This is a genomic window from Mycobacterium sp. E2327, assembly GCF_001672675.1.
Lineage (GTDB): Bacteria > Actinomycetota > Actinomycetes > Mycobacteriales > Mycobacteriaceae > Mycobacterium.
This window is the reverse complement of record NZ_LZKE01000219.1, coordinates 1-22,429: the sequence shown is the minus strand read 5'-3', so window position 1 is coordinate 22,429 and position 22,429 is coordinate 1. Positions and strand designations below refer to the sequence as shown.

At 67.2% G+C, this 22,429-nt stretch carries 21 protein-coding genes, 2 tRNA genes and 1 pseudogene; 12 read left to right on the top strand and 12 right to left on the bottom strand.

From position 1 onward, the window contains the following. Nucleotides 1-50: 50 nt before the first annotated feature. From gyrB to A5712_RS25075, 5 genes are all read left to right on the top strand, one after another. Complete coding sequence (gyrB, locus tag A5712_RS25095) at nt 51-2,084, top strand: DNA topoisomerase (ATP-hydrolyzing) subunit B (RefSeq protein WP_068111523.1); 2,034 nt, start codon at nt 51-53, stop codon at nt 2,082-2,084. A gap of 39 nt (nt 2,085-2,123) precedes the next feature. Next, nucleotides 2,124-4,640: a DNA gyrase subunit A gene (gene gyrA / locus A5712_RS25090; RefSeq protein ID WP_068111519.1), complete on the top strand. Its 2,517-nt coding sequence runs from the start codon at nt 2,124-2,126 to the stop codon at nt 4,638-4,640. Nucleotides 4,641-4,761: 121 nt separating this feature from the next. After that, nucleotides 4,762-5,652: a DUF3566 domain-containing protein gene (locus tag A5712_RS25085; RefSeq protein ID WP_068111518.1), complete on the top strand. Its 891-nt coding sequence runs from the start codon at nt 4,762-4,764 to the stop codon at nt 5,650-5,652. A 116-nt stretch (nt 5,653-5,768) separates the two neighbouring features. After that, a tRNA-Ile gene (locus A5712_RS25080) sits at nt 5,769-5,842 on the top strand. Between the two features lie 151 nt (nt 5,843-5,993). Then, nucleotides 5,994-6,066, top strand: a tRNA-Ala gene (locus A5712_RS25075). A 44-nt stretch (nt 6,067-6,110) separates the two neighbouring features. Here A5712_RS25075 and A5712_RS25070 read toward each other — a convergent pair. After that, nucleotides 6,111-6,434 carry a hypothetical protein gene (locus A5712_RS25070; RefSeq protein WP_197519495.1) on the bottom strand — a complete coding sequence of 108 codons (324 nt, stop codon included), beginning with the start codon at nt 6,432-6,434 and terminating at the stop codon, nt 6,111-6,113. 282 nt (nt 6,435-6,716) lie between these two features. On the opposite strand from A5712_RS25070, the gene A5712_RS25065 reads away from it, so the two are divergent. Further along, the gene (locus A5712_RS25065; RefSeq protein WP_068111512.1) at nt 6,717-6,923 is read left to right on the top strand and encodes a long chain fatty acid-CoA synthetase Faa4p; all 207 of its coding nucleotides are present in this window, start codon (nt 6,717-6,719) and stop codon (nt 6,921-6,923) included. Between the two features lie 31 nt (nt 6,924-6,954). Here A5712_RS25065 and A5712_RS25060 read toward each other — a convergent pair whose 3' ends face one another. Together A5712_RS25060 and A5712_RS25055 are read right to left on the bottom strand one after the other, a co-directional pair. Then, nucleotides 6,955-8,118 (bottom strand): PPE family protein, encoded by a 1,164-nt coding sequence (locus A5712_RS25060; protein WP_068111509.1) that lies wholly within the window; start codon nt 8,116-8,118, stop codon nt 6,955-6,957. 6 nt (nt 8,119-8,124) lie between these two features. Further along, complete coding sequence (locus tag A5712_RS25055) at nt 8,125-8,424, bottom strand: PE family protein (protein WP_068111506.1); 300 nt, start codon at nt 8,422-8,424, stop codon at nt 8,125-8,127. A 612-nt stretch (nt 8,425-9,036) separates the two neighbouring features. On the opposite strand from A5712_RS25055, the pseudogene A5712_RS25050 reads away from it, so the two are divergent. Beyond that, a pseudogene (locus tag A5712_RS25050) lies at nt 9,037-10,300 on the top strand (PE family protein). Between the two features lie 10 nt (nt 10,301-10,310). Here A5712_RS25050 and A5712_RS25045 read toward each other — a convergent pair. Both A5712_RS25045 and A5712_RS25040 read right to left on the bottom strand, forming a co-directional pair. Continuing rightward, entirely contained in the window at nt 10,311-10,529 is a 219-nt protein-coding gene (locus tag A5712_RS25045) for a hypothetical protein (RefSeq protein ID WP_068111500.1), read from the bottom strand. Between the two features lie 11 nt (nt 10,530-10,540). Beyond that, nucleotides 10,541-11,092: a TetR/AcrR family transcriptional regulator gene (locus A5712_RS25040; RefSeq protein WP_068111496.1), complete on the bottom strand. Its 552-nt coding sequence runs from the start codon at nt 11,090-11,092 to the stop codon at nt 10,541-10,543. A gap of 195 nt (nt 11,093-11,287) precedes the next feature. Between A5712_RS25040 and A5712_RS25035 the strand changes: the two genes are divergently transcribed. Then, complete coding sequence (locus A5712_RS25035) at nt 11,288-12,502, top strand: cytochrome P450 (protein ID WP_068111492.1); 1,215 nt, start codon at nt 11,288-11,290, stop codon at nt 12,500-12,502. 3 nt (nt 12,503-12,505) lie between these two features. On the opposite strand, the gene cwsA is transcribed toward A5712_RS25035, so the two are convergent. Next, nucleotides 12,506-12,937: a cell wall synthesis protein CwsA gene (gene cwsA, locus A5712_RS25030; protein ID WP_068111489.1), complete on the bottom strand. Its 432-nt coding sequence runs from the start codon at nt 12,935-12,937 to the stop codon at nt 12,506-12,508. A 116-nt stretch (nt 12,938-13,053) separates the two neighbouring features. On the opposite strand from cwsA, the gene A5712_RS25025 reads away from it, so the two are divergent. Further along, nucleotides 13,054-13,602, top strand: coding sequence for a peptidylprolyl isomerase (locus tag A5712_RS25025; protein ID WP_068111486.1), 549 nt, complete (start codon nt 13,054-13,056; stop codon nt 13,600-13,602). Between the two features lie 12 nt (nt 13,603-13,614). On the opposite strand, the gene A5712_RS25020 is transcribed toward A5712_RS25025, so the two are convergent. Together A5712_RS25020 and crgA are read right to left on the bottom strand one after the other, a co-directional pair. Then, nucleotides 13,615-14,040 carry a PH domain-containing protein gene (locus A5712_RS25020; RefSeq protein ID WP_068111484.1) on the bottom strand — a complete coding sequence of 142 codons (426 nt, stop codon included), beginning with the start codon at nt 14,038-14,040 and terminating at the stop codon, nt 13,615-13,617. 155 nt (nt 14,041-14,195) lie between these two features. Continuing rightward, a complete protein-coding gene (gene crgA / locus A5712_RS25015) occupies nt 14,196-14,477 on the bottom strand; it encodes a cell division protein CrgA (protein ID WP_066917062.1) in 282 nt (93 codons plus the stop codon). Nucleotides 14,478-14,597: 120 nt separating this feature from the next. Between crgA and A5712_RS25010 the strand changes: the two genes are divergently transcribed. Together A5712_RS25010 and A5712_RS25005 are read left to right on the top strand one after the other, a co-directional pair. Continuing rightward, on the top strand, nt 14,598-15,341 hold the full coding sequence (locus A5712_RS25010; protein WP_068111483.1) for a DUF881 domain-containing protein: 744 nt from the start codon (nt 14,598-14,600) through the stop codon (nt 15,339-15,341). 39 nt (nt 15,342-15,380) lie between these two features. Continuing rightward, nucleotides 15,381-16,079: an aminodeoxychorismate/anthranilate synthase component II gene (locus A5712_RS25005; protein WP_068111480.1), complete on the top strand. Its 699-nt coding sequence runs from the start codon at nt 15,381-15,383 to the stop codon at nt 16,077-16,079. Here A5712_RS25005 and pknB read toward each other — a convergent pair. Genes pknB through A5712_RS24985 form a run of 4 tightly spaced genes read right to left on the bottom strand, consistent with a single transcriptional unit; the run spans nt 16,057 to nt 22,131 of the window. Continuing rightward, entirely contained in the window at nt 16,057-17,931 is a 1,875-nt protein-coding gene (gene pknB / locus A5712_RS25000; protein ID WP_068111476.1) for a Stk1 family PASTA domain-containing Ser/Thr kinase, read from the bottom strand. The genes A5712_RS25005 and pknB overlap by 23 nt on opposite strands. Then, complete coding sequence (locus A5712_RS24995; RefSeq protein WP_068111473.1) at nt 17,928-19,250, bottom strand: serine/threonine-protein kinase; 1,323 nt, start codon at nt 19,248-19,250, stop codon at nt 17,928-17,930. Before A5712_RS24995 ends, pknB begins: the two co-directional genes overlap by 4 nt. Then, nucleotides 19,247-20,725: a D,D-transpeptidase PbpA gene (pbpA, locus tag A5712_RS24990; protein ID WP_068111470.1), complete on the bottom strand. Its 1,479-nt coding sequence runs from the start codon at nt 20,723-20,725 to the stop codon at nt 19,247-19,249. The genes A5712_RS24995 and pbpA overlap by 4 nt, the downstream gene beginning before the upstream one ends. Continuing rightward, complete coding sequence (locus tag A5712_RS24985; protein ID WP_068111468.1) at nt 20,722-22,131, bottom strand: FtsW/RodA/SpoVE family cell cycle protein; 1,410 nt, start codon at nt 22,129-22,131, stop codon at nt 20,722-20,724. The genes pbpA and A5712_RS24985 overlap by 4 nt, the downstream gene beginning before the upstream one ends. A gap of 57 nt (nt 22,132-22,188) precedes the next feature. Between A5712_RS24985 and A5712_RS32545 the strand changes: the two genes are divergently transcribed. After that, nucleotides 22,189-22,395 carry a hypothetical protein gene (locus A5712_RS32545; protein ID WP_068111465.1) on the top strand — a complete coding sequence of 69 codons (207 nt, stop codon included), beginning with the start codon at nt 22,189-22,191 and terminating at the stop codon, nt 22,393-22,395. Nucleotides 22,396-22,429 lie beyond the last annotated feature (34 nt).

Below are 22,429 nucleotides of genomic sequence, written 5' to 3'. Positions count from 1 at the left end.
CTGCGGTGACCGGACCGCCCGCATGAAACCCCAAGGAGAGCATTCCGACCGTGGCTGCCCAGAAGAAGAAGCCTCAAGCCGGATACGGCGCTGAACAGATCACCGTCCTCGAAGGGCTGGAGGCTGTCCGCAAACGTCCGGGCATGTATATCGGCTCCACCGGCGAGCGTGGTTTGCACCACCTCATTTGGGAGGTGGTCGACAACTCGGTGGACGAGGCGATGGCCGGTTACGCGAACCAGGTCGACGTGCGGTTGCTGGAGGACGGCGGCGTCGAGGTCGCCGACAACGGGCGCGGCATCCCGGTGGCGATGCACGCCACCGGCGCGCCGACCGTCGACGTGGTGATGACCCAACTCCACGCCGGCGGCAAGTTCGGCGGTGAGAACAGCGGCTACAACGTCAGCGGCGGCTTGCACGGCGTCGGCGTGTCCGTCGTGAACGCGCTATCAACCCGCCTCGAGGTCGACATCTCCCGCGATGGCTACGAGTGGTCGCAGTTCTACGACCACGCCGTGCCCGGAACCCTGAAGCAGGGCGAGGCCACCAAGAAGACCGGAACCACCATCCGGTTCTGGGCGGACCCGGACATCTTTGAGACCACCCAGTACGACTTCGAGACGGTGGCGCGGCGGCTTCAAGAGATGGCGTTCCTGAACAAGGGTCTGACGATCAATCTCACCGACGAGCGGGTGGAGCAGGACGAGGTCGTTGACGAGGTGGTCAGCGATACGGCCGACGCACCGAAGTCCGCCGAAGAGAAGGCGGCCGAATCGACCGCGCCGCACAAGGTGAAGCACCGCACCTTCCATTACCCCGGCGGTCTGGTCGACTTCGTCAAGCACATCAACCGCACGAAAAGCCCGATCCAGCAGAGCATCATCGATTTCGACGGCAAGGGCCCCGGCCACGAGGTCGAAATCGCGATGCAGTGGAACGGCGGCTATTCGGAGTCGGTTCACACGTTCGCCAACACGATCAACACCCACGAGGGCGGCACCCACGAGGAGGGATTCCGCAGCGCGTTGACGTCGGTGGTGAACAAATACGCCAAAGACAAAAAACTGCTGAAGGACAAGGACCCGAACCTCACCGGTGACGACATCCGGGAAGGCCTGGCGGCGGTTATTTCGGTCAAGGTCGGCGAGCCGCAATTCGAGGGCCAGACCAAGACCAAGCTGGGCAACACCGAGGTCAAGTCGTTCGTCCAGAAGGTCTGCAACGAGCAGCTCACGCACTGGTTCGAAGCCAACCCGGCCGACGCCAAAGTGGTTGTGAACAAGGCGGTTTCGTCGGCGCAGGCCAGGATCGCCGCCCGCAAGGCGCGCGAGTTGGTGCGCCGCAAGAGCGCTACCGATCTGGGTGGGCTGCCGGGCAAGCTCGCCGACTGCCGCTCCACCGACCCCCGGAAGTCCGAACTGTATGTGGTGGAGGGCGATTCGGCCGGTGGCTCGGCCAAGAGCGGCCGCGACTCGATGTTCCAGGCCATCCTTCCGCTGCGCGGCAAGATCATCAATGTCGAAAAGGCGCGCATCGACCGGGTGCTGAAGAACACCGAAGTTCAGGCGATCATCACCGCGCTGGGCACCGGCATCCACGACGAGTTCGACCTCAGCAAGTTGCGCTATCACAAGATCGTGTTGATGGCCGACGCCGACGTTGATGGCCAGCACATCTCGACACTGCTGTTGACGTTGTTGTTCCGTTTCATGCGCCCGCTCATCGAGAACGGCCATGTGTTTTTGGCACAGCCGCCGCTGTACAAGTTGAAGTGGCAGCGCAGCGATCCCGAATTCGCCTACTCCGACCGCGAGCGCGACGGCCTACTCGAGGCCGGGCTGAAGGCCGGCAAGAAGATCAACAAGGAAGACGGCATCCAGCGCTACAAGGGCCTGGGTGAGATGGACGCCAAGGAGTTGTGGGAAACCACGATGGACCCGTCCGTGCGGGTACTGCGCCAAGTAACCCTGGACGACGCGGCGGCCGCCGACGAGCTGTTCTCCATCCTGATGGGTGAGGACGTCGACGCGCGCCGAAGCTTTATCACCCGCAACGCCAAGGACGTTCGCTTCCTGGACGTCTGATCGATCAGGCACGCGTATCCCGACGCAAACGAGGAATAGATGACTGACACCACGCTGCCCCCGGGCGACGAGGCCGGCGACCGCATCGAACCGGTTGACATCCAGCAGGAGATGCAGCGCAGCTACATCGACTACGCGATGAGCGTGATCGTGGGCCGCGCTCTGCCGGAGGTGCGTGACGGCCTCAAGCCCGTGCACCGCCGGGTGCTCTACGCGATGTACGACTCCGGCTTCCGCCCGGACCGCAGCCACGCCAAGTCGGCGCGGTCGGTGGCCGAGACGATGGGTAATTACCACCCGCACGGCGACGCGTCGATCTACGACACGTTGGTGCGCATGGCCCAGCCGTGGTCGCTGCGATACCCGCTCGTCGACGGCCAGGGCAACTTCGGTTCGCCGGGCAACGACCCGCCGGCGGCCATGCGCTACACCGAAGCGCGCCTAACCCCGCTGGCGATGGAGATGCTGCGCGAAATCGACGAGGAGACAGTCGATTTCATCCCCAACTACGACGGCCGCGTGCAGGAACCGACGGTCCTGCCGAGCCGGTTCCCAAACCTGCTCGCCAACGGTTCGGGCGGCATCGCGGTCGGCATGGCGACCAACATCCCGCCGCACAACCTGCGCGAGCTCGCCGAGGCCGTGTTCTGGTGCCTGGAAAACCACGAGGCTGACGAGGAAGCCACCCTGGCCGCCTGCATGGAGCGGGTCAAAGGTCCGGACTTCCCCACCGCCGGTTTGATCGTGGGCAGCCAGGGCATCGCCGACGCCTATAAGACCGGACGCGGTTCGATCCGGATGCGTGGTGTGGTGGAGGTCGAAGAGGCCAGGGGCAGAACGTCTTTGGTGATTACCGAGTTGCCGTATCAGGTCAACCACGACAACTTCATCACCTCCATCGCCGAGCAGGTCCGCGACGGCAGGCTGGCCGGCATCTCCAACGTCGAGGACCAGGGCAGCGACCGGGTCGGGGTGCGCATCGTCGTGGAGATCAAGCGCGACGCGGTGGCCAAGGTGGTGCTCAACAACCTTTACAAGCACACCCAGCTGCAGACCAGCTTCGGCGCCAACATGCTGGCCATCGTCGACGGCGTGCCGCGCACCCTGCGGCTCGACCAGATGATCCGCCATTACGTCGCGCACCAACTTGACGTCATCGTCCGGCGCACCACCTACCGGCTGCGCAAGGCGAACGAGCGGGCCCACATCCTGCGTGGATTGGTTAAGGCGCTCGACGCGCTCGACGAGGTGATCGCGTTGATCCGGGCGTCGGAGACCGTCGACATCGCGAGGGCCGGCCTGATCGAGCTCCTCGACATCGACGAGATCCAGGCCCAAGCGATCCTGGACATGCAGTTGCGGCGCCTGGCCGCCCTGGAGCGGCAGCGCATCATCGATGACCTGGCCAAGATCGAGGCCGAGATCGCTGACCTCGAAGACATCCTGGCCAAGCCCGAGCGGCAGCGCGCGATCGTGCGCGACGAACTCTCTGAGATCGTCGACAAGCACGGCGATGACCGTCGTACCCGGATCGTGGCGGCCGACGGCGAGGTCAGCGACGAGGACCTGATCGCCCGCGAGGACGTCGTCGTCACCATCACCGAAACCGGTTATGCCAAGCGCACCAAGACCGACCTCTACCGCAGCCAGAAACGCGGCGGCAAGGGCGTTCAGGGCGCCGGGCTCAAGCAGGACGACATCGTCGCGCACTTCTTCGTGTCCTCGACGCACGACTGGATCCTGTTCTTCACCACGCAGGGCCGGGTGTATCGGGCCAAGGCCTACGAACTCCCCGAGGCCTCCCGCACGGCGCGTGGTCAGCACGTGGCCAACCTGCTGGCCTTCCAGCCGGAGGAGCGCATCGCCCAGGTCATCCAGATCCGCAGCTACGAGGACGCGCCGTACCTGGTGCTGGCCACTCGCAACGGCCTGGTGAAGAAGACGAAGCTGACCGACTTCGACTCCAACCGTTCGGGCGGGATCGTGGCGATCAACCTGCGCGACAGTGACGAGCTGGTCGGCGCCGTGCTGTGTTCGTCCGACGACGACCTGCTGCTGGTGTCGGCCAACGGGCAGTCCATCCGCTTCTCGGCGACCGACGAGGCGTTGCGCCCGATGGGCCGGGCCACCTCGGGCGTGCAGGGCATGCGGTTCAACGCCGACGATTACCTGTTGTCGCTCAACGTGGTCCGCGAAGGCACGTACCTCCTGGTCGCCACGTCCGGCGGTTACGCCAAGCGCACCGCGATCGAGGAGTACCCGGTGCAGGGCCGCGGCGGCAAGGGCGTGCTGACCGTGATGTACGACCGTCGGCGCGGCCGGCTGGTCGGCGCGTTGATCGTCGACGAGGACAGCGAGCTCTACGCCATCACCTCCGGGGGCGGCGTGATCCGGACGGCCGCGCGCCAGGTCCGCAAGGCGGGACGCCAGACCAAGGGCGTCCGGTTGATGAACCTGGGCGAGGACAACACGCTGCTGGCCATCGCGCGCAACGCCGAGGAAGCCGCGGAGGAGGTCGTCGGAAACGCCGAAGAGGCCGACGACGCGCAGAGCTAGGCAGGTAACGATGCGGGCAAGCGGGGGTCCGCACAAATGCCGGGGCAACTAGACTCGGCCCGACCGGACATATTGTGACTGCCACCGCAGGCGGCCAGCGCAGCAGATCTAAGGAGTCGGGGTGACCTCACCGAACGAGCCGGGCGCCCCCAAACAGGGCGACGGCCTTAATGGGGACGGCGCGGCCGAGCGCGCCGGTGTGCACCGCGCGGCGCCTGCGCAGACCGGCCGGGCACCCGAAGCTGGCGATCCGCCGTCCCGGCAACACGGCCCCGCCCGGGCGGCCGCCCCGACGCATCGGGAGCCCGAACCGCATGGCGAGCCGCGACCGGCCACCGCTCCCACCAGTGCCGATGCCCGGCTCAACCGCTTCGTCTCGGGCACGGCCGCGCCCGGGGCCGGCGCGTCCGCTCGTGCGAAGAACCCCTACGAATACGACCCCGCGCCGCCCCGCGGCGACGGTCCGCCCGCCGAGGCCTACGCCAGCGAGCTGCCCGACCTGTCCGGGCCGCTGCCCCGGTCCCCGCAACGCAAGCCTCCGCCGGAGCGCAGCGCGGAGGCGCCCAGCCCATCGGTTACGGCCAGGTCCACCAATGCCGATACCAACGAAGGCCGCGAAAACCGCGTCCAGGTGTCGCGGCGGACCCGCGGTCCCGTTCGGGCCAGCATGCAGATCCGGCGGATCGATCCCTGGAGCACGCTGAAGGTGTCGCTGCTGCTGTCGGTGGCGCTGTTCTTCGTGTGGATGATCGCGGTGGCCTTCCTGTACCTCGTGCTCGGCGGCATGGGCGTCTGGGCCAAGCTGAACAGCAACGTCGGCGACCTGTTGAACAACACCAGCGGCAGCAGCGGCGAATTGGTGTCCAGCGGCACGATCTTCGGCGGGGCCGTCCTCATCGGCTTGGTCAACATCGTCCTGCTGACCGCGATGGCGACCATCGCCGCGTTCGTCTACAACCTGGCCACCGATCTGATCGGCGGCATCGAAGTCACATTGGCGGACCGCGACTAGTGGGTCGACACCCATCGGACTGGTGGGTCGACACCCATCGGACTGGTGGCGATCACGCGGTTTTGGGGGTCCGGCGACGATTGCGGTAATCTCGTCGCTCGGCCGTACGCGAGTGCGGGCCTGTAGCTCAGGCGGTTAGAGCGCTTCGCTGATAACGAAGAGGTCGGAGGTTCGAGTCCTCCCAGGCCCACAACCATGTGCCCGTCCAGACGTTGCGTGAGGCTTGCATTGCCACTGGCACTGGCCGCGGTGGCGGCGGCGGTGGTGCGGTCACGACGCGGAGTCGAGGTCTGGCACGTGGCGGTGGCCGATCCACCCGATCGTCCACCGAGCCACGATGAGGGGCCTTAGCTCAGTTGGTAGAGCACCGCCTTTGCAAGGCGGGTGTCAGGGGTTCGATTCCCCTAGGCTCCACCGCGGTGAGGCGTCGGCGCTTCCCGAAACCCAGTGCGACGGCTTTATCCCACCTTGATCCACGGCGTGCAGCCGTGGGTAATGAATCTTCCGATCGCGGGTGCCACGATCTGCGCGGTAAGCGAAGCCCCGTCGTCGGAGCCGATGAATTTTCCGGCGCTGGTCCAGGCGCTGAACGAGCAGGCCGCTGAGTAGCCGCCGGGTTCGGCGCGGGCGACATATACGCCGTGGGGAAGTTCGCCCGGCACTGCGTAGGAGCCCGGTCCGTAAGTCGCGTCCGCGCGCGCCGGCGGGTAGCCGACACAGGCGACGATCAACGCCGACGCCACACCCGCTCGGACGGGCGTTGCACACCGCATCTTGGTCACGACGCCTCCAGCCTGCGCGTGATCCGGTCACCCCTTGGTAGACCCGGGACACGACCCTAGAGCACCGGTTCGCTCCACTCCCGGTATAAAGCCGCCGCGATCCAATCTCGGTCGAACGCCCGACCTGACGCGCCCGGCATCAGGCGATTAGGTGTTTTGGTTCGGTCGGACTTACTCTTGCGCGCGGCCCATCTTCAACTCAGGAAAGTAGCCATGCCCGGTCAGACTCTGCACCGTCCCAGCACGCTGCGCAGGAGCCGCACGCAACGCGTCACTCGCCGCGTGACGCGCCCCACCGTCGGCCAGTGCTTCGACATCGAGATCACTCGCGACGCCGACGGATGGCTGATTCGAATTCCCGAGATCGGCGGTGCCACTCGCGCCAGCAGCCGGGCCGCCGTGGAGTTGGCGGCGCGGCAATCGATCGCGAACCGCACCGGCATCCCGCTCGGATATGTCGCAATCTACGTTGCACGCGAGATCGGTTAGAGCCGAACACCTTTCGATCAAGTCGCCCCGGTCACCCGGCCGCCGGCGGCTTTGCCATCACTGACGGCTTGAAACCGTAGGTCGGAAGCATTCTCCCGTAACGGTTTCCGCCGAGTTGCCCCAACGGGGCCATGGGCAGAGCATTCATTCCGTCGGCCTCGACCGGGACGACCGCGGAGTTGAGGGCGGCCGCCCCCGGATTGGTCACGGCGCTTACCGGGGCCCAGCTCGGCGGTACCGACAGGGCGCCCATCGGGAGCGCTCTGCCCAGACCCGCCGCGACGCCCCCGGCGTTCGTGCCGGCGTTGGCCGCCGACTGCGCAGCGCCTTCGGCCGCCTTGACCGCGGGGCCGAGGCCCTTAGCGAAGGTGGTCATGGCCGTGATCCCGTTGCTCACCTGCCCGAAGGACTGCGTCGATTGAATCATCGACTGCGCGGTTGAGACGTAAGGCACTAAGTACTTGCCGTACAGCATGACGACGTCGTCCAAGATGGTGTTCGCCGAAATGTATTTGTCGAGCTGTGTGCCGTTGAACGACGAAACCAGTTCCGCCCACGGGTTCGGAATGGAATCCAAACGCGTCAGCACATCCTGCACGACGGTCTGGACGGGATTGTCGGCGGCGGCCGCGGACACCGCCGCAGATTGGCGTGCCAGGCCGGAGGAATCGGCCACCTCCGGTGGCTCCGCAAAATCGGTCAACTGTGCCGCCGCCGCCGCCGACGAGCTGGCGTAGGCATACATTGCCGTTGCGTCCTGAGCCCACATTTCGAAATACTCGGCCTCGTTGGCCGCGATCGCCGGGGCATTTTGCCCTAAGAAATTTGTCGCGAGCAAGGCCGCCAACTCGGCACGGTTGGCCGCGATCACCGGGGGCGGCACCGTCAGGGCGAACGCGGTCTCGTGGGCGGAGGCGGCGGCCGCCGCCTGGCTGGACGCCAGCTCCGAACTCGTGGCGCTGCTTTGTAACCACGCCACGAACGGTGTCGCGGCCGCAACCAACGACGCCGACGCGGGACCCAGCCACGGACCGCTGGTCAGCGCGGAAATCACCGACTGGAATCCGGCTGCGGCCGAATGCAATTCGACGGCGAGATCACCCCAGCCGGCCGAGGCGGCGACCAACGAACCTGCCCCCGGACCGGTGTACATGCGTGCGGAGTTGACCTCGGGCGGCAACAACCCATAGTCCATGGCCGCTCAGCTCGCAGCCGCCGCGTTCGCGGCTTCCGTTGCAGCATAGGAAGCCGCGCCTGCGGCCAGCGTGGCGACCAGCATCTGCTGAATCGCCGCCGCTTGAGCACTCAATGCTTGAAAACGCTGCGCGTGCGAGGCGAAGCAGGCCGCGGTCAGCGCGGATACCTCGTCGGCGGCCGCGGGAACGACACCGACGGTCTGAGCGGCCGCGGCCGCATTGCCGGCGTTCAGTGCGGCGCCGATCGACTGAAGATTGGCGGCGGCCGACGCCAGCTTCTCCGGATAAGCAGTTACGAAAGACATGCGGTTTCCTCCCGTGTTTTGTCGTTGCTACGGGACGCTATTCAAAGCCGGCCGGGTATCGATCCCACCCGAATGACAACCAATCGCGCCTGACCTCGGAATTCTGGCAAAGCTCACGCTGATTCAAATTCCGGTACCGGAAAAGTATGAATTCCGGCGCGATTTCTCTGAATTAGCATTGAACCGGAGCGTATTGGACCGCAGCATATGAATCCGACGTGAGCTGCCGTCCAAAGAAGCCTTTCCATCGTCATGAATATATGAATTCGCTCGACTCCGCGGCTCGTCGGCTTGATAACGGGATGGGCCGCAGCATTGGGGCATTGCGCGGTGTCAACCGCCCTAGATGGGGCACGCGGCGCCGCCCGGGAACGACATTTCGGGGGCGCGTGTGCATTGCGTGTGAGTTTCAATTGACGCAGCCGCGGATTTTCTCCGGCGGCCCTCCGCCGGGCGACCACAACCCGTGGGTGCCCCGCCCCGTCGCTATTTTTTGTTCCGAATCATCTATAAAGCGCGCGGCGCATGTATACGCTTTTGGGTATTCCGCGAGGCTCGACGATCTAGCTGAGTGGCCGACCGCCGGGTCGTAGCGTCGATCGGAGGTGCGGAATGTCGTTTGCTGTCGCAATTCCAGACCTGATCGCCGCGGCCGCGACCGACGTGGTGAGTATCGGCTCGCAGATCAGCGAGGCCAATGCGGCCGCGTGGGCCCCCACCGCGAACGTGCTCTCGGCCGGTGCCGACGAGGTGTCTGCGGCGATCGCGTCGGTGTTCGGCGAGTACGGGCAGGCGTATCAGGCCCTCAGCACCCGAGCGGCGGCGCTCCATCAGCAGTTCGCGCAGGCTTTGAGCGGGGGTGCGGCCGCCTACGCCGGCACCGAGGCGGCCAACGTGTCGGCACTACAGACGGCCGTGCAGGACCTGCTGAACGTGATCAACACGCCAACCGAACTTCTGCTGCAACGCCCGCTGATCGGCGACGGCACCAACGGAGCACCCGGATCAGGGCAAACCGGCGGTGCCGGAGGCATCCTCTGGGGCAATGGCGGCGACGGCGGGTCCGGCGCGGGGGGCAAAAACGGTGGCAACGGCGGCCCCGCGGGCCTCTTCGGCCACGGCGGCAATGGCGGCACCGGCGGGAGCGTCAACGTCGCGAGCGGCACCGGCGGCACCGGCGGCACGGGCGGCACCGGTGGCCTGCTTTACGGCAATGGCGGCGCGGGTGGGACCGGCGGCGCAAACAACTTCGTGGCCGGCCGGGCCGGGAACGGCGGGGTCGGCGGTAACGCCATCGGGTTGCTCGGCGGAGCTGGTGGCGCCGGCGGAGCCGGCGGCTTTGCAAACGACGGGACGGGTCCCGGAGGCGCAGGCGGCAGTGGCGGCAGCGGTGGCCTGCTCTTCGGGACAGGGGGTGCCGGCGGCGACGCCGGATTTGGCAACGGCGGCAACGTCGGCGGTTCCGGTGGCGAAGGCGGATTGCTGTTCGGCGATGGCGGCGACGGCGGCGCCGGCTCACTGGGACAGGGTGGCGGCACCGGCGGAAGCGCAGGGCTGATTGGAAACGGCGGCGCCGGAGGGACCGGCGGCGGCATTTTCAGCTCCGTGAACCCCGGAGGTCCCGGCGGCGCAGGGGGCAGCGGCGGGCTCCTGGCGGGTAACGGCGGTCACGGCGGCACCGGCGGGCAGGCGGTGTTCGGTACCCCGAGAACCGGGGGCGCGGGGGGCAACGCGGTGGGGCTGTTCGGCAACGGCGGCGACGCGGCGAGGCGGCGCGGCCGGCACGGGCTCGGGCGGTCTCGGGGGTGCCGGCGGAAACGGCGGAATTCTGTTGGGAGCGGCGGGGACCAACGGGCCGACCGGGGCGCACCTATAGGGCGGTTCGCCTAGAGGTCCGCACCTTCGGCCAAGTAGCTGACGCGGTACCAACGCCCCGGCCCCGTTGCCTGCGTGTCGTAGTCCTCTGTGGCAACCACCGACTCCAAGCGGACGTCGGTCAGATGCGGATTCTGTACGCGCACATGGTCTTCGAGCGCCGCCTCGAGCGCGTCGCCGGTGAGAGCGGTGTCCGCGAGCACCCTGCCCTCGTACCTCGTCCAAGTCACGGGTTACATCCTTACCGCGTCGCCTGGGGTGAACCCAGGAAGCGTTGAATGAGGGCGCGTTCGGCATCCGGGTCTTTGAGCGGCCAGCACCACAGCGCCAGGAAAACGCGGATCAGCCACTGCGCAGCCAGGGGATCGTCGTTGTCGGGGCCGACCATTTCGGCGGCCAACCCCGTGACGATGGGTGAGCTGATGACCCATTCACTGACGGGATTCACATGCATGGACTGCATGAGCTGGGCCAGCGGATCGGCCCGCAGTCGTTGTAGGGCGATGATCGCGGCGGTCGCAACACGGTCGGGCCCCCTGAGGTCCTTGATGGCTTCGCGCGTGGCGTCGACGATGCGAGCCGCTTGGATGGTGACGACGGCGTCGCGGATGGCCGCCTTACCGCCGGCATGGCGGTAGATCGTCGCGGGCGAGCAGTGCACCCGGGCCGCTAAGGCTTCGATCGTGAAACCCTCGTATCCTTCGCGAGAGATGAGATCGGCCGCCGCGGCGAGAATCCGTTCGGTGGCTTCGCTGCGGCGATCGCGCCCCACCAGCCAGTCGTCGCGCGCCATCCACCCATGCTCTAACAGATCGCGGCGGGCAGAAATACTTCTCTCACGATGAGAATTCTGCAGCAGAATTTCTCAGGCTAATGCGCTGTTGGCGCCCGGTGACCCCCAGGGGCCTCGACCGGCGCGAGGCGCGATCGCTCCTCAACATCGTCTAGTCCCGTTGACGTGGCAGGTCGGTGCACCGAGGCTGAACGCATGCCCGTCCTGGACAAACCGAGTGAGCTCCTGGGCCCGGAGGCGCTGCAAGATCCGTACTCGCTGTATGACCGAATGCGCTCCGAAGCGCCGGTGCAGCGCATCGGCGAGTCCGTCTTTTACGCCGTATGCGGTTGGGACGCGGTGCACGAGGCCGTCGAGCGCGTCGACGACTTTTCGTCAAACCTGACCGCCACCATGGTTTTTCAGGAGGACGGCACGGTCACCCCGTTCGACATGGGGCCGGCGGGAGGCGCCGCCCACGCGCTGGCCACCGCCGACGATCCAGTGCACGCGGTGCACCGCAAAATTTTGCTTCCGCACCTGTCGGCCAAGCGGGTGCGGATCATCGAGGAGTTCGCCGCCGCCACCGCCGACCGGTTGTGGGAGCAGAATCTGGACAGCGGTCAGATCGAATGGATGAGCGCCATCGCCAACCGGTTGCCGATGATGGTGGTCGCCCAGCTCCTCGGCCTGCCCGATGACGACGTCGACAAACTCATTCGGCTCGGCTACGCCACCACCACGCTGCTCGACGGGATCGTCACCCCCGACCAACTTCAACAGGCGTTCGCGGCGGCCCTGGAGCTATCGGGATACGTCACGGAGCATTTCGAAAAGGCAAGCGAGAATGCCGAATCCGGCCTGATCGCCGACCTGGCGGCGCGCTGCGCTTCGGGTGAACTGGAGCAACTCCCCGCAATGGGCATCATGATGACGCTGTTCAGCGCCGCCGGAGAATCGACGGCGTCGCTCCTGGGCAGCGCTGCGTGGATTCTCGCCGACCGCCCCGCAATTCAACGACAGCTCCGTGAAAACCCCGAATTGCTAACCGCTTTCATCGAGGAGACGCTGCGCCTCGAATCTCCGTTCCGTGGCCATTACCGACACGTGTGGCGCGACACCACGCTGGCCGGTGTTGAGGTGCCGGCCGATTCCCATCTGCTGCTGATGTGGGGAGCGGCCAACCGCGACCCGGCGCACTTCGACGCACCGAACGAATTCCGCCTCGATCGCACCGCCGCCAAGGGCCACCTGGCGTTCGGCAAGGGCGTGCACTTTTGCGTGGGCGCCGCGCTGGCCCGCCTTGAAGCCCAAATCGTATTGCGCAAATTACTGGAGCGCACCGCCTGGATCGACGCGGTTGACGTCGGCGACTGGCTTCCCAGCATCCTGGTCCGGCGCCGCAAAAGTCTGCGGTTGGCCGTCAGCTGAGGATTACGGTCGGGGCTGCACGTCGACGCTCGGCGGCCGGGGCGACGGCTCCTCCCCGCCGCGCATCGAACGGCGGACGACGCTGAACGCGACGGCGCCGCCGGCCAGGACCAGGACCGCCGCTCCTGCGATCACCCAGGGGCGGGGCCGGCGGCGTTGGGCCCGGCGCGCCTCCTGCAGCGCCTGGGGCAGCCCGGCGACCACCTCTTGCGCGGCGGCCAGCTCTTGGGTGAGTGTCTCTTGGGCAGCGGCGATTTCGCGGGCGAGCCGGCCCTCGCGGTACCGGCGACGAAGTCCCGAAGCGGTCGACTGCGCGCCGTGCACGCTCAGCCCGACGACGCCCCGGGTGACATCGACCGGCCCCACCGCCGAGTAAGTGAGCCCGCGGGCCAGTCGCTCCCGTGGGGTCAGCCGGGTTTCCGTCTTCGCGCTCATCTGCCGCCCTTCTGTTCGCTCGTGCGATGCCTCATCAGCGTGCCATTGATGGGCCACGCCCGGCCCTACTGTGCGCATCCCGGGTTCGGTACCGGGTGCGGGCAAGGTCGCGCGTAATGGCAGACTCTAGCCCCGTGACTAACAGCCCCATTCAGACCGCCACCGCAACGCTGCACACCAACCGCGGAGACATCAAGGTCGCCCTGTTCGGAAACCACGCGCCCAAGACCGTCGCCAACTTCGTCGGCCTGGCGCAGGGCACCAAGGAGTACTCCACCCAGAACGCCTCGGGTGGCCCGTCGGGCCCGTTTTACGACGGCGCGGTCTTTCACCGGGTGATTAGGGGCTTCATGATCCAGGGCGGTGACCCGACCGGTACGGGTCGCGGCGGTCCGGGCTACAAGTTCGCCGACGAGTTCCACCCCGAGCTGCAGTTCGACAAGCCCTACCTGCTGGCGATGGCGAACGCCGGCCCGGGCACCAACGGTTCGCAGTTCTTCATCACCGTCGCCCAGACGCCGCACCTGAACCGGCGCCACACGATCTTCGGCGAAGTGACCGACCCCGATTCGCAAAAGGTGGTCGACGCGATCGCGACGACGTCCACCGACGGCAACGACCGTCCCACCGAGCCGGTGGTCATCGAGTCGATCACGATCTCCTAAGGCGGCGCCCCCTCAGCGCCGGTTGCCGCCCGCGTAGCCGGCGTCCGTGAGGGCGTCGAGCACCTTCAACGGGTCCGTCCCGAGGTCCCAGCGGTTCAAGATCAGCAGCCCACCGTTGACCGTTTCGACCTCGAGCAACCGCACGGTGCGCGCGTGACGGCGGAATTCGGTGATCCGGATGATCTTGATGTCGGCGTGCCTCAATAACTGCGTCCGGAACCACCCCCGCAACGCGAGGCCGCCCGGGGTAATTGCCAGCTTCGGACGCGCGCGCCACGTCATGCCCGCAAACAAGATCAACCCCGCCGCGGCAATCCCGGTCAGCAGGCGGCCGGGCGCGTCTGTGACTACGGTCACACTGGCGATAGCCATCAAGACCCCGACAACCCCGCAACCTGCGATTCCCGTCGCGGGCGGCGCCCATTCTGTTTGCTGCATGGGCTACCTAACCCCTCCCACCACTGCCAACGCGCTTATCCACAAGCGCTATCAACAGTGGGGATAAATCACACGCGTGTGATTGGTTGGTCGCGACGTTGCTGAGCCAGTTACAGGAACACCCCAAGATGAATTCATTACCTCTGCGGGGTTGGTCAGTGCCAGCGCATCGTGAGCAACAAGCCGGTGATCATGAAAGCGAACGCGATCGCGTAATTCCACGGACCGAGTTGCGCCATCCAGTTCAAGGCGGCCGGCGCCTGGCTGCCGACGGCGGCCAATTGGAACACCATCAGCCAGACGAGCCCGATCAACATGAGGCCGACGAACAGGCAAACGAACCACACGCTGGACGGTCCGACCTTCACTTTCACCGGAGTGCGGCTGACCGCGCTGACGGTGAAATCGTTCTTCTTACGGACCTTCGATTTGGGCATTTGAATACCTCGGCATACCTGAACAACGGGACGGGGTGCGACGATAACGATGGCAGCTGCACGCATAGCTCGGATACGAGACTAACTCACCTGGCACGGCGACCAGGAAATGGAGACTCGATGACTGACACGCGCCGCTCACCATGGCGCTTCGGGGTCCCTCTGGTGTGCCTGCTGGCCGGGTTGCTGCTCGCCGCCACGCACGGGGTATCCGGCGGCGCCGAAATCCGCCGCAGCGATGCGCCGCGCCTGGTCGATCTGGTCCGCGAGGCCCAGTCGTCGGTCGATCGCCTCCGCGCCCAACGCGACGAGCTGGCCCACAAGATCGACTCCGCGCACGGCCGGTCCACCGACACCGCGCTCAAGGCGATGCTGCGACGCTCCGCCGAACTGGCCGGCGAAGCGGGCATGGACCCGGTGCACGGCCCGGGTCTGGTGGTGACGCTGCAGGACGCACAGCGCGACGCCAACGGCCGCTTCCCCCGCGACGCCTCGCCCGACGACCTGGTCGTGCACCAGCAGGACATCCAGGCCGTCCTGAACGCGTTGTGGAGCGCCGGCGCCGAGGCGATCCAGATGCAAGACCAGCGGATCATCGCGACCTCGGTGCCCCGCTGCGTCGGCAACACGCTGCTGCTCAACGGGCGTACCTACAGCCCGCCCTACACGATCACCGCGATCGGCAACGCGGCGGCCATGCAAGCCGCCCTGGCGGCCGCTCCCCTGGTCATCCTCTACAAGCAGTACGTGGTCCGGTTCGGCCTCGGCTACCGCGAAGAGGTCAAGCCCGACGTGCAGATCGCCGGCCATTCCGAACCGGTCCGGATGCACGTCGCGCAGCCGGCGGGCCCGGTGGGGTACTGAGCGGCGGCCCCCCACGGGGCCGGACGGTAACCTGACACGATGCGGATCCTGGTTGTCGACAACTACGACAGCTTCGTGTTCAACCTGGTGCAGTACCTGGGCCAGCTCGGCGTCGAGGCCGACGTCTGGCGCAACGACGACGCCCGCCTCTCGGACCCGACCACCGTTGCGACGCAGTTCGACGGCGTCCTGCTCAGCCCCGGACCGGGCACCCCGGAACGCGCGGGCGCGTCGATCAGCCTGGTTGACGCGTGCGCCGCGCAGCGCACCCCGCTGCTGGGGGTCTGCCTCGGACATCAGGCGATCGGCGTGGCGTTCGGCGCCACGGTGGACCGCGCGCCAGAGTTGTTGCACGGCAAGACGAGCAGCGTGTTTCACACCAATGTCGGTGTGCTGCACGGGCTTCCGGATCCGTTCACGGCGACCCGTTACCACTCGCTGACGATCCTGCCCGAGTCGCTGCCCGCCGTCCTGGAGGTGACGGCCCGCACCCGCAGCGGCGTGATCATGGGCGTGCGCCACACCGAGTTGCCGATCCACGGTGTCCAGTTCCATCCGGAATCGATCCTCACCGAGGGCGGGCACCGGATGCTGGCGAACTGGCTCGGATACTGCGGCTGGACGCACGACGACATGTTGGTGCGCCGCCTGGAGAACGAAGTGCGCGCCGCGGTCCGGCCCTATTTCCCGGACGCCGAAACCAGCGGCGCGGGAGCTACTGGCCGAACTTCAGCGTGATGATCCCGTCCCGGTTGCAACCGGTGCCGGCCGGCGGGTTCTGATAGACGACCCGGTGGGATTGGGCGCCGCCGGCGTCGACATCGGGCCCTTTGTCCAGCCCCCCGGTCCAGCCGAGGGCACGCAGCCGCGGCTCGGCGTCCGTCCAGAACATGCCGGTCAGGTCGGGCATCGTGAATTGGTTACCCTTGGACACCTGCAGCTCGATGATCGAGTCCACCGGAACCATCTGGCCCTTAGGCGGATTCGTGCCGATCACCTCCCCGGCGGGCCGGGTGCTGTCCACCTGCGTCTGGGTGACCTTCGTGAAGCCGTAGACCGTCAGGTTCTTCTGCGCGACGTCGACGGTCTGACCGGCGACGTCGGGGACCTGCTTGGTCTCCGGTCCGGAGCCGACGATGACCGTGATCACGTTCGTGATCGCCGACGTCTGGTTGGCCGGCGGGTTGGTCCCGATCACCTTGCCCAGCAGTTCCGGAGTCGACGGGGAGTTCGCCTGCTTGAACTTGCTGAATCCGGCGGTCTTCAGCTTGGTGACCGCGTCGCTGTAACTCAGCGACGAGACGTCGGGGACCTCGCGCTGCTCGGGGCCGGTCGAGACGTTGATGGTGATCTCGTCACCGGCGCTCACCGACGCGTTGGCGGCGGGATCGGTGCTGATGACGTGGTCGGGCGGAACCGTCGAGTCGGGCTTTTGCAGGGTGCGAGTCTTGAAGCCCCGGTTTTGCAGCGCGGCAATGGCATCCGCGGACACCTGCCCGCGCATGTCGGGCACCTGGACGTCGCGGGTGCTGCCGCCGAACGTGTTGAAGGCGATGACCACGACGATCGTCAGCACCGCCAGCACGGCGACCGCTACTACCCAGCGGCCGATGGAACCGCCGCGGTCGCGGTCGGTGTCGTCCAGCGCCTGGCGCGGCAGCGGGTCGGTGCGCGGCCCGTGACCGGGTCCGGTGGACGAAAGGAACGAACTGCGCTCGGCGTCGGTGAGCACCTTGGGCGCCTCCGGCGGCTCACCGTTGTGCACCCGCACCAGGTCGGCGCGCATCTCCGCCGCGGTCTGGTAACGGTTCTCCGGGTTCTTGGCCAGCGCCTTGAGCACCACGGCGTCCAGGTCGGCGGAGATGCCCTCGTGACGTTTCGACGGCGGCACCGGATCCTCGCGGACATGCTGGTAGGCGACCGCGACGGGCGAGTCACCCGTGAAAGGCGGCTCGCCGGTGAGGATTTCGTAGAGGACGCAGCCCAGCGAATAGACGTCCGATCGGGCGTCGACCGAGTCACCGCGCGCCTGTTCGGGTGACAGGTACTGGGCCGTCCCGATCACGGCCGCGGTCTGGGTGACGCTGTTGCCGCTGTCGGCGATGGCGCGCGCGATGCCGAAGTCCATCACCTTGACCGCGTTGGTGCTGCTGATCATGATGTTCGCCGGCTTGACGTCGCGGTGGATGATGCCGTTCTGATGGCTGAAGTTCAGGGCCTGGCAGGCGTCGGCGATGATTTCGATGGCCCGCCGGGGCGGCAGCGGCCCGTCGGTGTGCACGATGTCGCGCAGGGTGACGCCGTCGACGTACTCCATGACGATGTAGGGCAGCGGGCCGGTGGGGGTTTCCGCCTCACCGGTGTCGTACACCGCCACGATGGACGGGTGGTTCAGCGCCGCGGCGTTTTGCGCCTCGCGCCGGAAGCGCAGATAAAAACTCGGATCGCGGGCCAGGTCGGCGCGCAGCACCTTCACCGCGACGTCGCGGTGCAAACGGACGTCGCGGGCCAGATGAACTTCGGACATGCCCCCGAAACCGAGGATCTCGCCGAGCTCATAGCGGTCGGACAGGTGCTGCGGGGTGGTCATCGCGGTGTCTCATAACGGGCCGGCGATGTGCTGGGTCGAGAGGGGGTGACCCAGTCAGGTCCATGCGGCCTGCTCTGAAGTCCAGAATTACCTGAGCTCTCCGGATCCGTCCAATCCAGGCGCAGACGCGGCGCGGACCCGCTGGGCGTCTTGCTCGCCGGCGGCGCCGTGGCCGGCGGTGTCCCGGTGTCGGTGACCGTCGGCGGCGCCGGTTGCCCGTTCTCCGCGCGGGAGTTGATGACGATGATCACCGCGATCAGGATGGCCAGCGCCCCCAGCACACCCGCAGCCCACAGCAGCGCTCGCTGCCCCGACGAGAATGTGCGCCGCGCGGGCGGCCGCGAACGACCGGTGGACGGGCCGGAGCGACGGGGCGCGACGGCGCGGCTGGGCCCGACGGCGGTGGCCCTGGCGTGCGGGCTCGACGGAATCGCCGCCGGTGAGGCCCGACCGGGGGGCGGCGACTGGCTCGGCCGCGGCGGCCGGCGACCGGCCCGGACCGCGGCCACCGCGTCGGCGAACGGTCCCCCGCTGCGGTAGCGCATCTGGGGGTTCTTCACGAGGGTGATCTCGATCAGTTCGCGCACGTTGGGCGGCAGCTCGGCGGGCAGCGGCGGCGGGGGTTCCTTGATGTGCTTCATCGCCACCGTCAACGCCCCGTCGCCGGCGAACGGACGCTTGCCCGAAACCACCTCGTAGCCAACGACTCCCAGCGAGTAGACGTCACTGGCGGGGGTGGCGTCGTGACCCAGCGCCTGCTCGGGTGCGATGTATTGGGCGGTGCCCATCACCATCCCGGTCTGGGTCACCGGCGCGGCGTCGACCGCCTTGGCGATGCCGAAGTCGGTGATCTTCACCTGGCCGGTCGGGGTGATCAAGATGTTGCCCGGTTTGACGTCGCGGTGCACCAGGCCGGCGGCGTGCGCGACCTGAAGGGCCCGACCGGTCTGCTCGAGCATGTCGAGCGCGTGCCGCAGCGACAGCCGTCCGGTGCGTTTCAGCACCGAGTTCAGCGGCTCGCCGTTGACCAGCTCCATCACCAGGTAGGCGGTGCGGCCCTCCCCGTCCAACTGGCTCTCGCCGTAGTCATGGACCTGGGCGATTCCGGGATGATTCAGCATTGCCGTGGTGCGCGCCTCGGCGCGGAACCGTTCGATGAACTCGGGGTCCTGGGAGAACTCCTGCTTGAGTACCTTGACCGCGACGCGCCGGCCCAGCCGGCTGTCGACCGCCTCCCACACCTGGCCCATGCCACCAGTGGCGATGAGGCGCTGCAGGCGGTACCGGCCAGACAGCGTCACACCAACTCGCGGGCTCATGGTCCTCCCTGTAGCGCGGCCTCGATCACCGCCCGGCCGATCGGTGCGGCAAGCGCGCCCCCGGTCGCGGACAGGCGGTCGCCGCCGTTCTCCACCAGCACCGCCACGGCTACCTTCGGTGTCTGCGCGGGCGCGAACGCGATGTACCACGCGTGCGGCGGAGTGTTACGTGGGTCGGTGCCATGCTCAGCGGTACCCGTCTTGGATGCAATCTGCACGCCGGGAATCGCCCCTTTCTGCTGCGCGACTTTCTCGGCGCCGACCATCAGCTCTGTTAGCTTAGCGGCGACCTGCGGTGACACCGCGCGGCGCTGTTGATAGGGCGCGGTGGTGCTGATGTTGGACAGGTCCGGCCCCTTGAGGCTATCGATCAGGTAGGGCTGCATCGTCACCCCGCGGTTTGCGATGGTAGCGGCGATCTCGGCGTTCTCCAGCGGTGTGAGGGCCACGTCCTTCTGACCGATGCTGGACATCCCCAGCGCCGCGGCGTCCGGCATGATCCCGATGGTGGACTCCGCGACCTGCAGCGGTATGACGCTGGGGGTGCTGTCCAGCCCGAACGAGTGCGCCATGCTGCGCAGCGCGTCGGCGCCGGTCAGGAGGCCCAGCTGGACGAACGCGGTGTTGCAGGACAGGGCGAACGCCTGGCTGAGCGACACCGTCGGCGCATTGCCGCACGGCGTGCCGCCGTAATTCTCCAGGGTGGCCGTGCTGCCGGGCAGCGGAATGGAGGACGCCGCGGTCAACTGCTCGGTGTCGGTCGCGCCGGCCTGCAGCGCCGCCGCGGTGGTGATGACCTTGAACGTCGAGCCCGGTGGATAGGTCTCGGAGATGGCGCGATTGGTCATCGGATTCTCGGGATCGTCCCGAAGCCGTTGCCAGGCCTGCGACTGCACCTGGGCATCGTGCGACGCGAGCAGGTTGGGATCGTAGGACGGCGACGACACCATGGCGAGGATCTTGCCGGTGGACGGCTCCAGCGCGACGACGGCGCCCTTGCACGCCGGCCCACCGCAGCCCTGTTGCATGGCATCCCAGGCCGCCTGCTGGACCCGCGGAACGATGGTGGTGTCGACGTTGCCGCCCCGGGGATCGCGACCGGTGAAGAAGTCGGCCAGCCGGCGCCCGAACAGCCGCTCGTCCGACCCGTTCAGCACCGGGTCCTCGGTGCGTTCCAGTCCCGTGCTGGAGTAGCGCAGCGAGTAAAAGCCGGTGACGGGTGCGTACACGGCTGGATCGGGATAGACCCGCAGGAAACGGAAGCGGCTGTCGGTGGCCACGGAGTACGCGAGCAGCTGACCGCCCGCGACGATCTGGCCGCGTTGCCGCGAGTACTCGTCGAGCAGGACGCGCTGGTTGCGCGGGTCGGCGCGCAGCCCGTCAGCGGCGAAGACCTGCGTCATCGTGGCGTTGAGCAACAGCAGCACGACCAGCGCCATCACGGTCACCGAGATGCGGCGGAGGGAGGCGTTCATACCCGCTCGATCACCTCGGTGCCGGCCGCCGCGATCGGCGAGGTGTTGCGGGCGCGGGTGCGCAGGGGTCGTCGGGCGCTGTGCGAGATGCGCGCCAGGATGGCCAGCAGGATGTAGTTGGCCAGCAGCGACGAGCCGCCGTACGACATCCACGGCGTGGTCAACCCGGTCAGCGGAATCAGCCGGGTCACGCCGCCGACGACGATGAACAGCTGGATGGCCAGCGTCGAGGCCAGACCCGCGGCGAGCAGCTTGCCGAAGCTTTCGCGCGTCGCGATCGCCGTGCGCAGCCCGCGGACGATGACGATCGTGTACAGCATGAGAAGCGCCGCGAAGCCCACCAGCCCGAGCTCTTCACCGAACGCGGCGATGATGAAGTCCGTCGACGCCGCCGGCACCGTATCGGGTTGACCGTTTCCCAGCCCGGTGCCGAATATGCCGCCGGTGGCAAAGCTGAACATCGCCTGCACGAGCTGATAGCCGCTGCCGTCGGGATCCGAGAACGGGTCCCACCACATCTGCACCCGAACGCGGACGTGCTCGAAAAGGAAGTACGCCACAACGCTTGCCGCGGCGAACAGCACCAGTCCGATGACGACCCAACTGAAGCGCTGGGTGGCGAGGTAGACAACCACCAGGAACGACGCGTAGAGCAACAGCGAAGTGCCGAGGTCTTTTTCGAAGACCATCACGCCAATGGAGATCACCCAGGCGGCCAACAGCGGCGCGAGGTCTCGGGGCCGGGGCAGGGTCATCCCCATGAAATGCTTGCCGACGCTGGTGAACAGACCCCGCTTGGCGATCAGCACCGCGGAGAAGAAAATCAGCAGCAGGATCTTGGAGAACTCGGCCGGCTGAATCGAGAAGCCCGGCAAGCGAATCCAGATCTTGGCGCCATTCTGTTCGGACAGCGATGCCGGCAGCACCGCGGGGATCGCCAAGAAGACCAGACCCATGACGCCGCATATGTAGCCGTAGCGCGCGAGCTGTCGATGGTCTTTCAAGAAGGTGACCACTAACGCGAAGGCGGCCACTCCGACCACGGTCCACATCAGTTGCTGGGTGGCGCTGGGGTGACGACGGCCGCTCAACTCGTTGTTGACGAGGTCGAGCCGGTGGATCATCACCAAGCCAAGTCCGTTGAGAAGGGCCACAATTGGCAGCAGCAGCGGGTCGGTGTAGGGAGCGAAGCGCCGGATGGCCAGGTGCGCGCTACCGAACATGACCAGAAAGATGAGCCCGTAGGTCACCAGGTTCCAGTGCAGGTCCCTTTCCTGGTTGGCCTGGACGATGAGCAACGCGGCGACGGTTATCAACCCGGCGAAGAACAACAACAGCAGCTCGGCGTTGCGCCGAGTGGGCAGCGGAGGAGTCACCGCGACCGGCGGCTGAAGTTGTGTGGTCATGCCACCGCCCGGCAGTCGATGCCCGGCTTAGGTGGAGGTGGCGGGAGCGCAGTCACCGTGGGGGACGTGGTGGGCGACGTGGTCGCGGGCGCGGTGGTGGCGGGAACGCTGGTCGGGGCGGCGCTGGTGGGCGGAGTGCCGCTGGAAGTGGTCGGGGGCGCTGTGGGATTCGGCTCGGTGGTGCTGCCCGTGGTCGTCGGGGCCTGCGGCGCCGGCGGGGAGGTGGCGCGCGCCTCGCGCATTCAGCGGACCTCCACCTCGTGACCCGTCAGCGCCCGCATGATCAGCGATCGCTGAG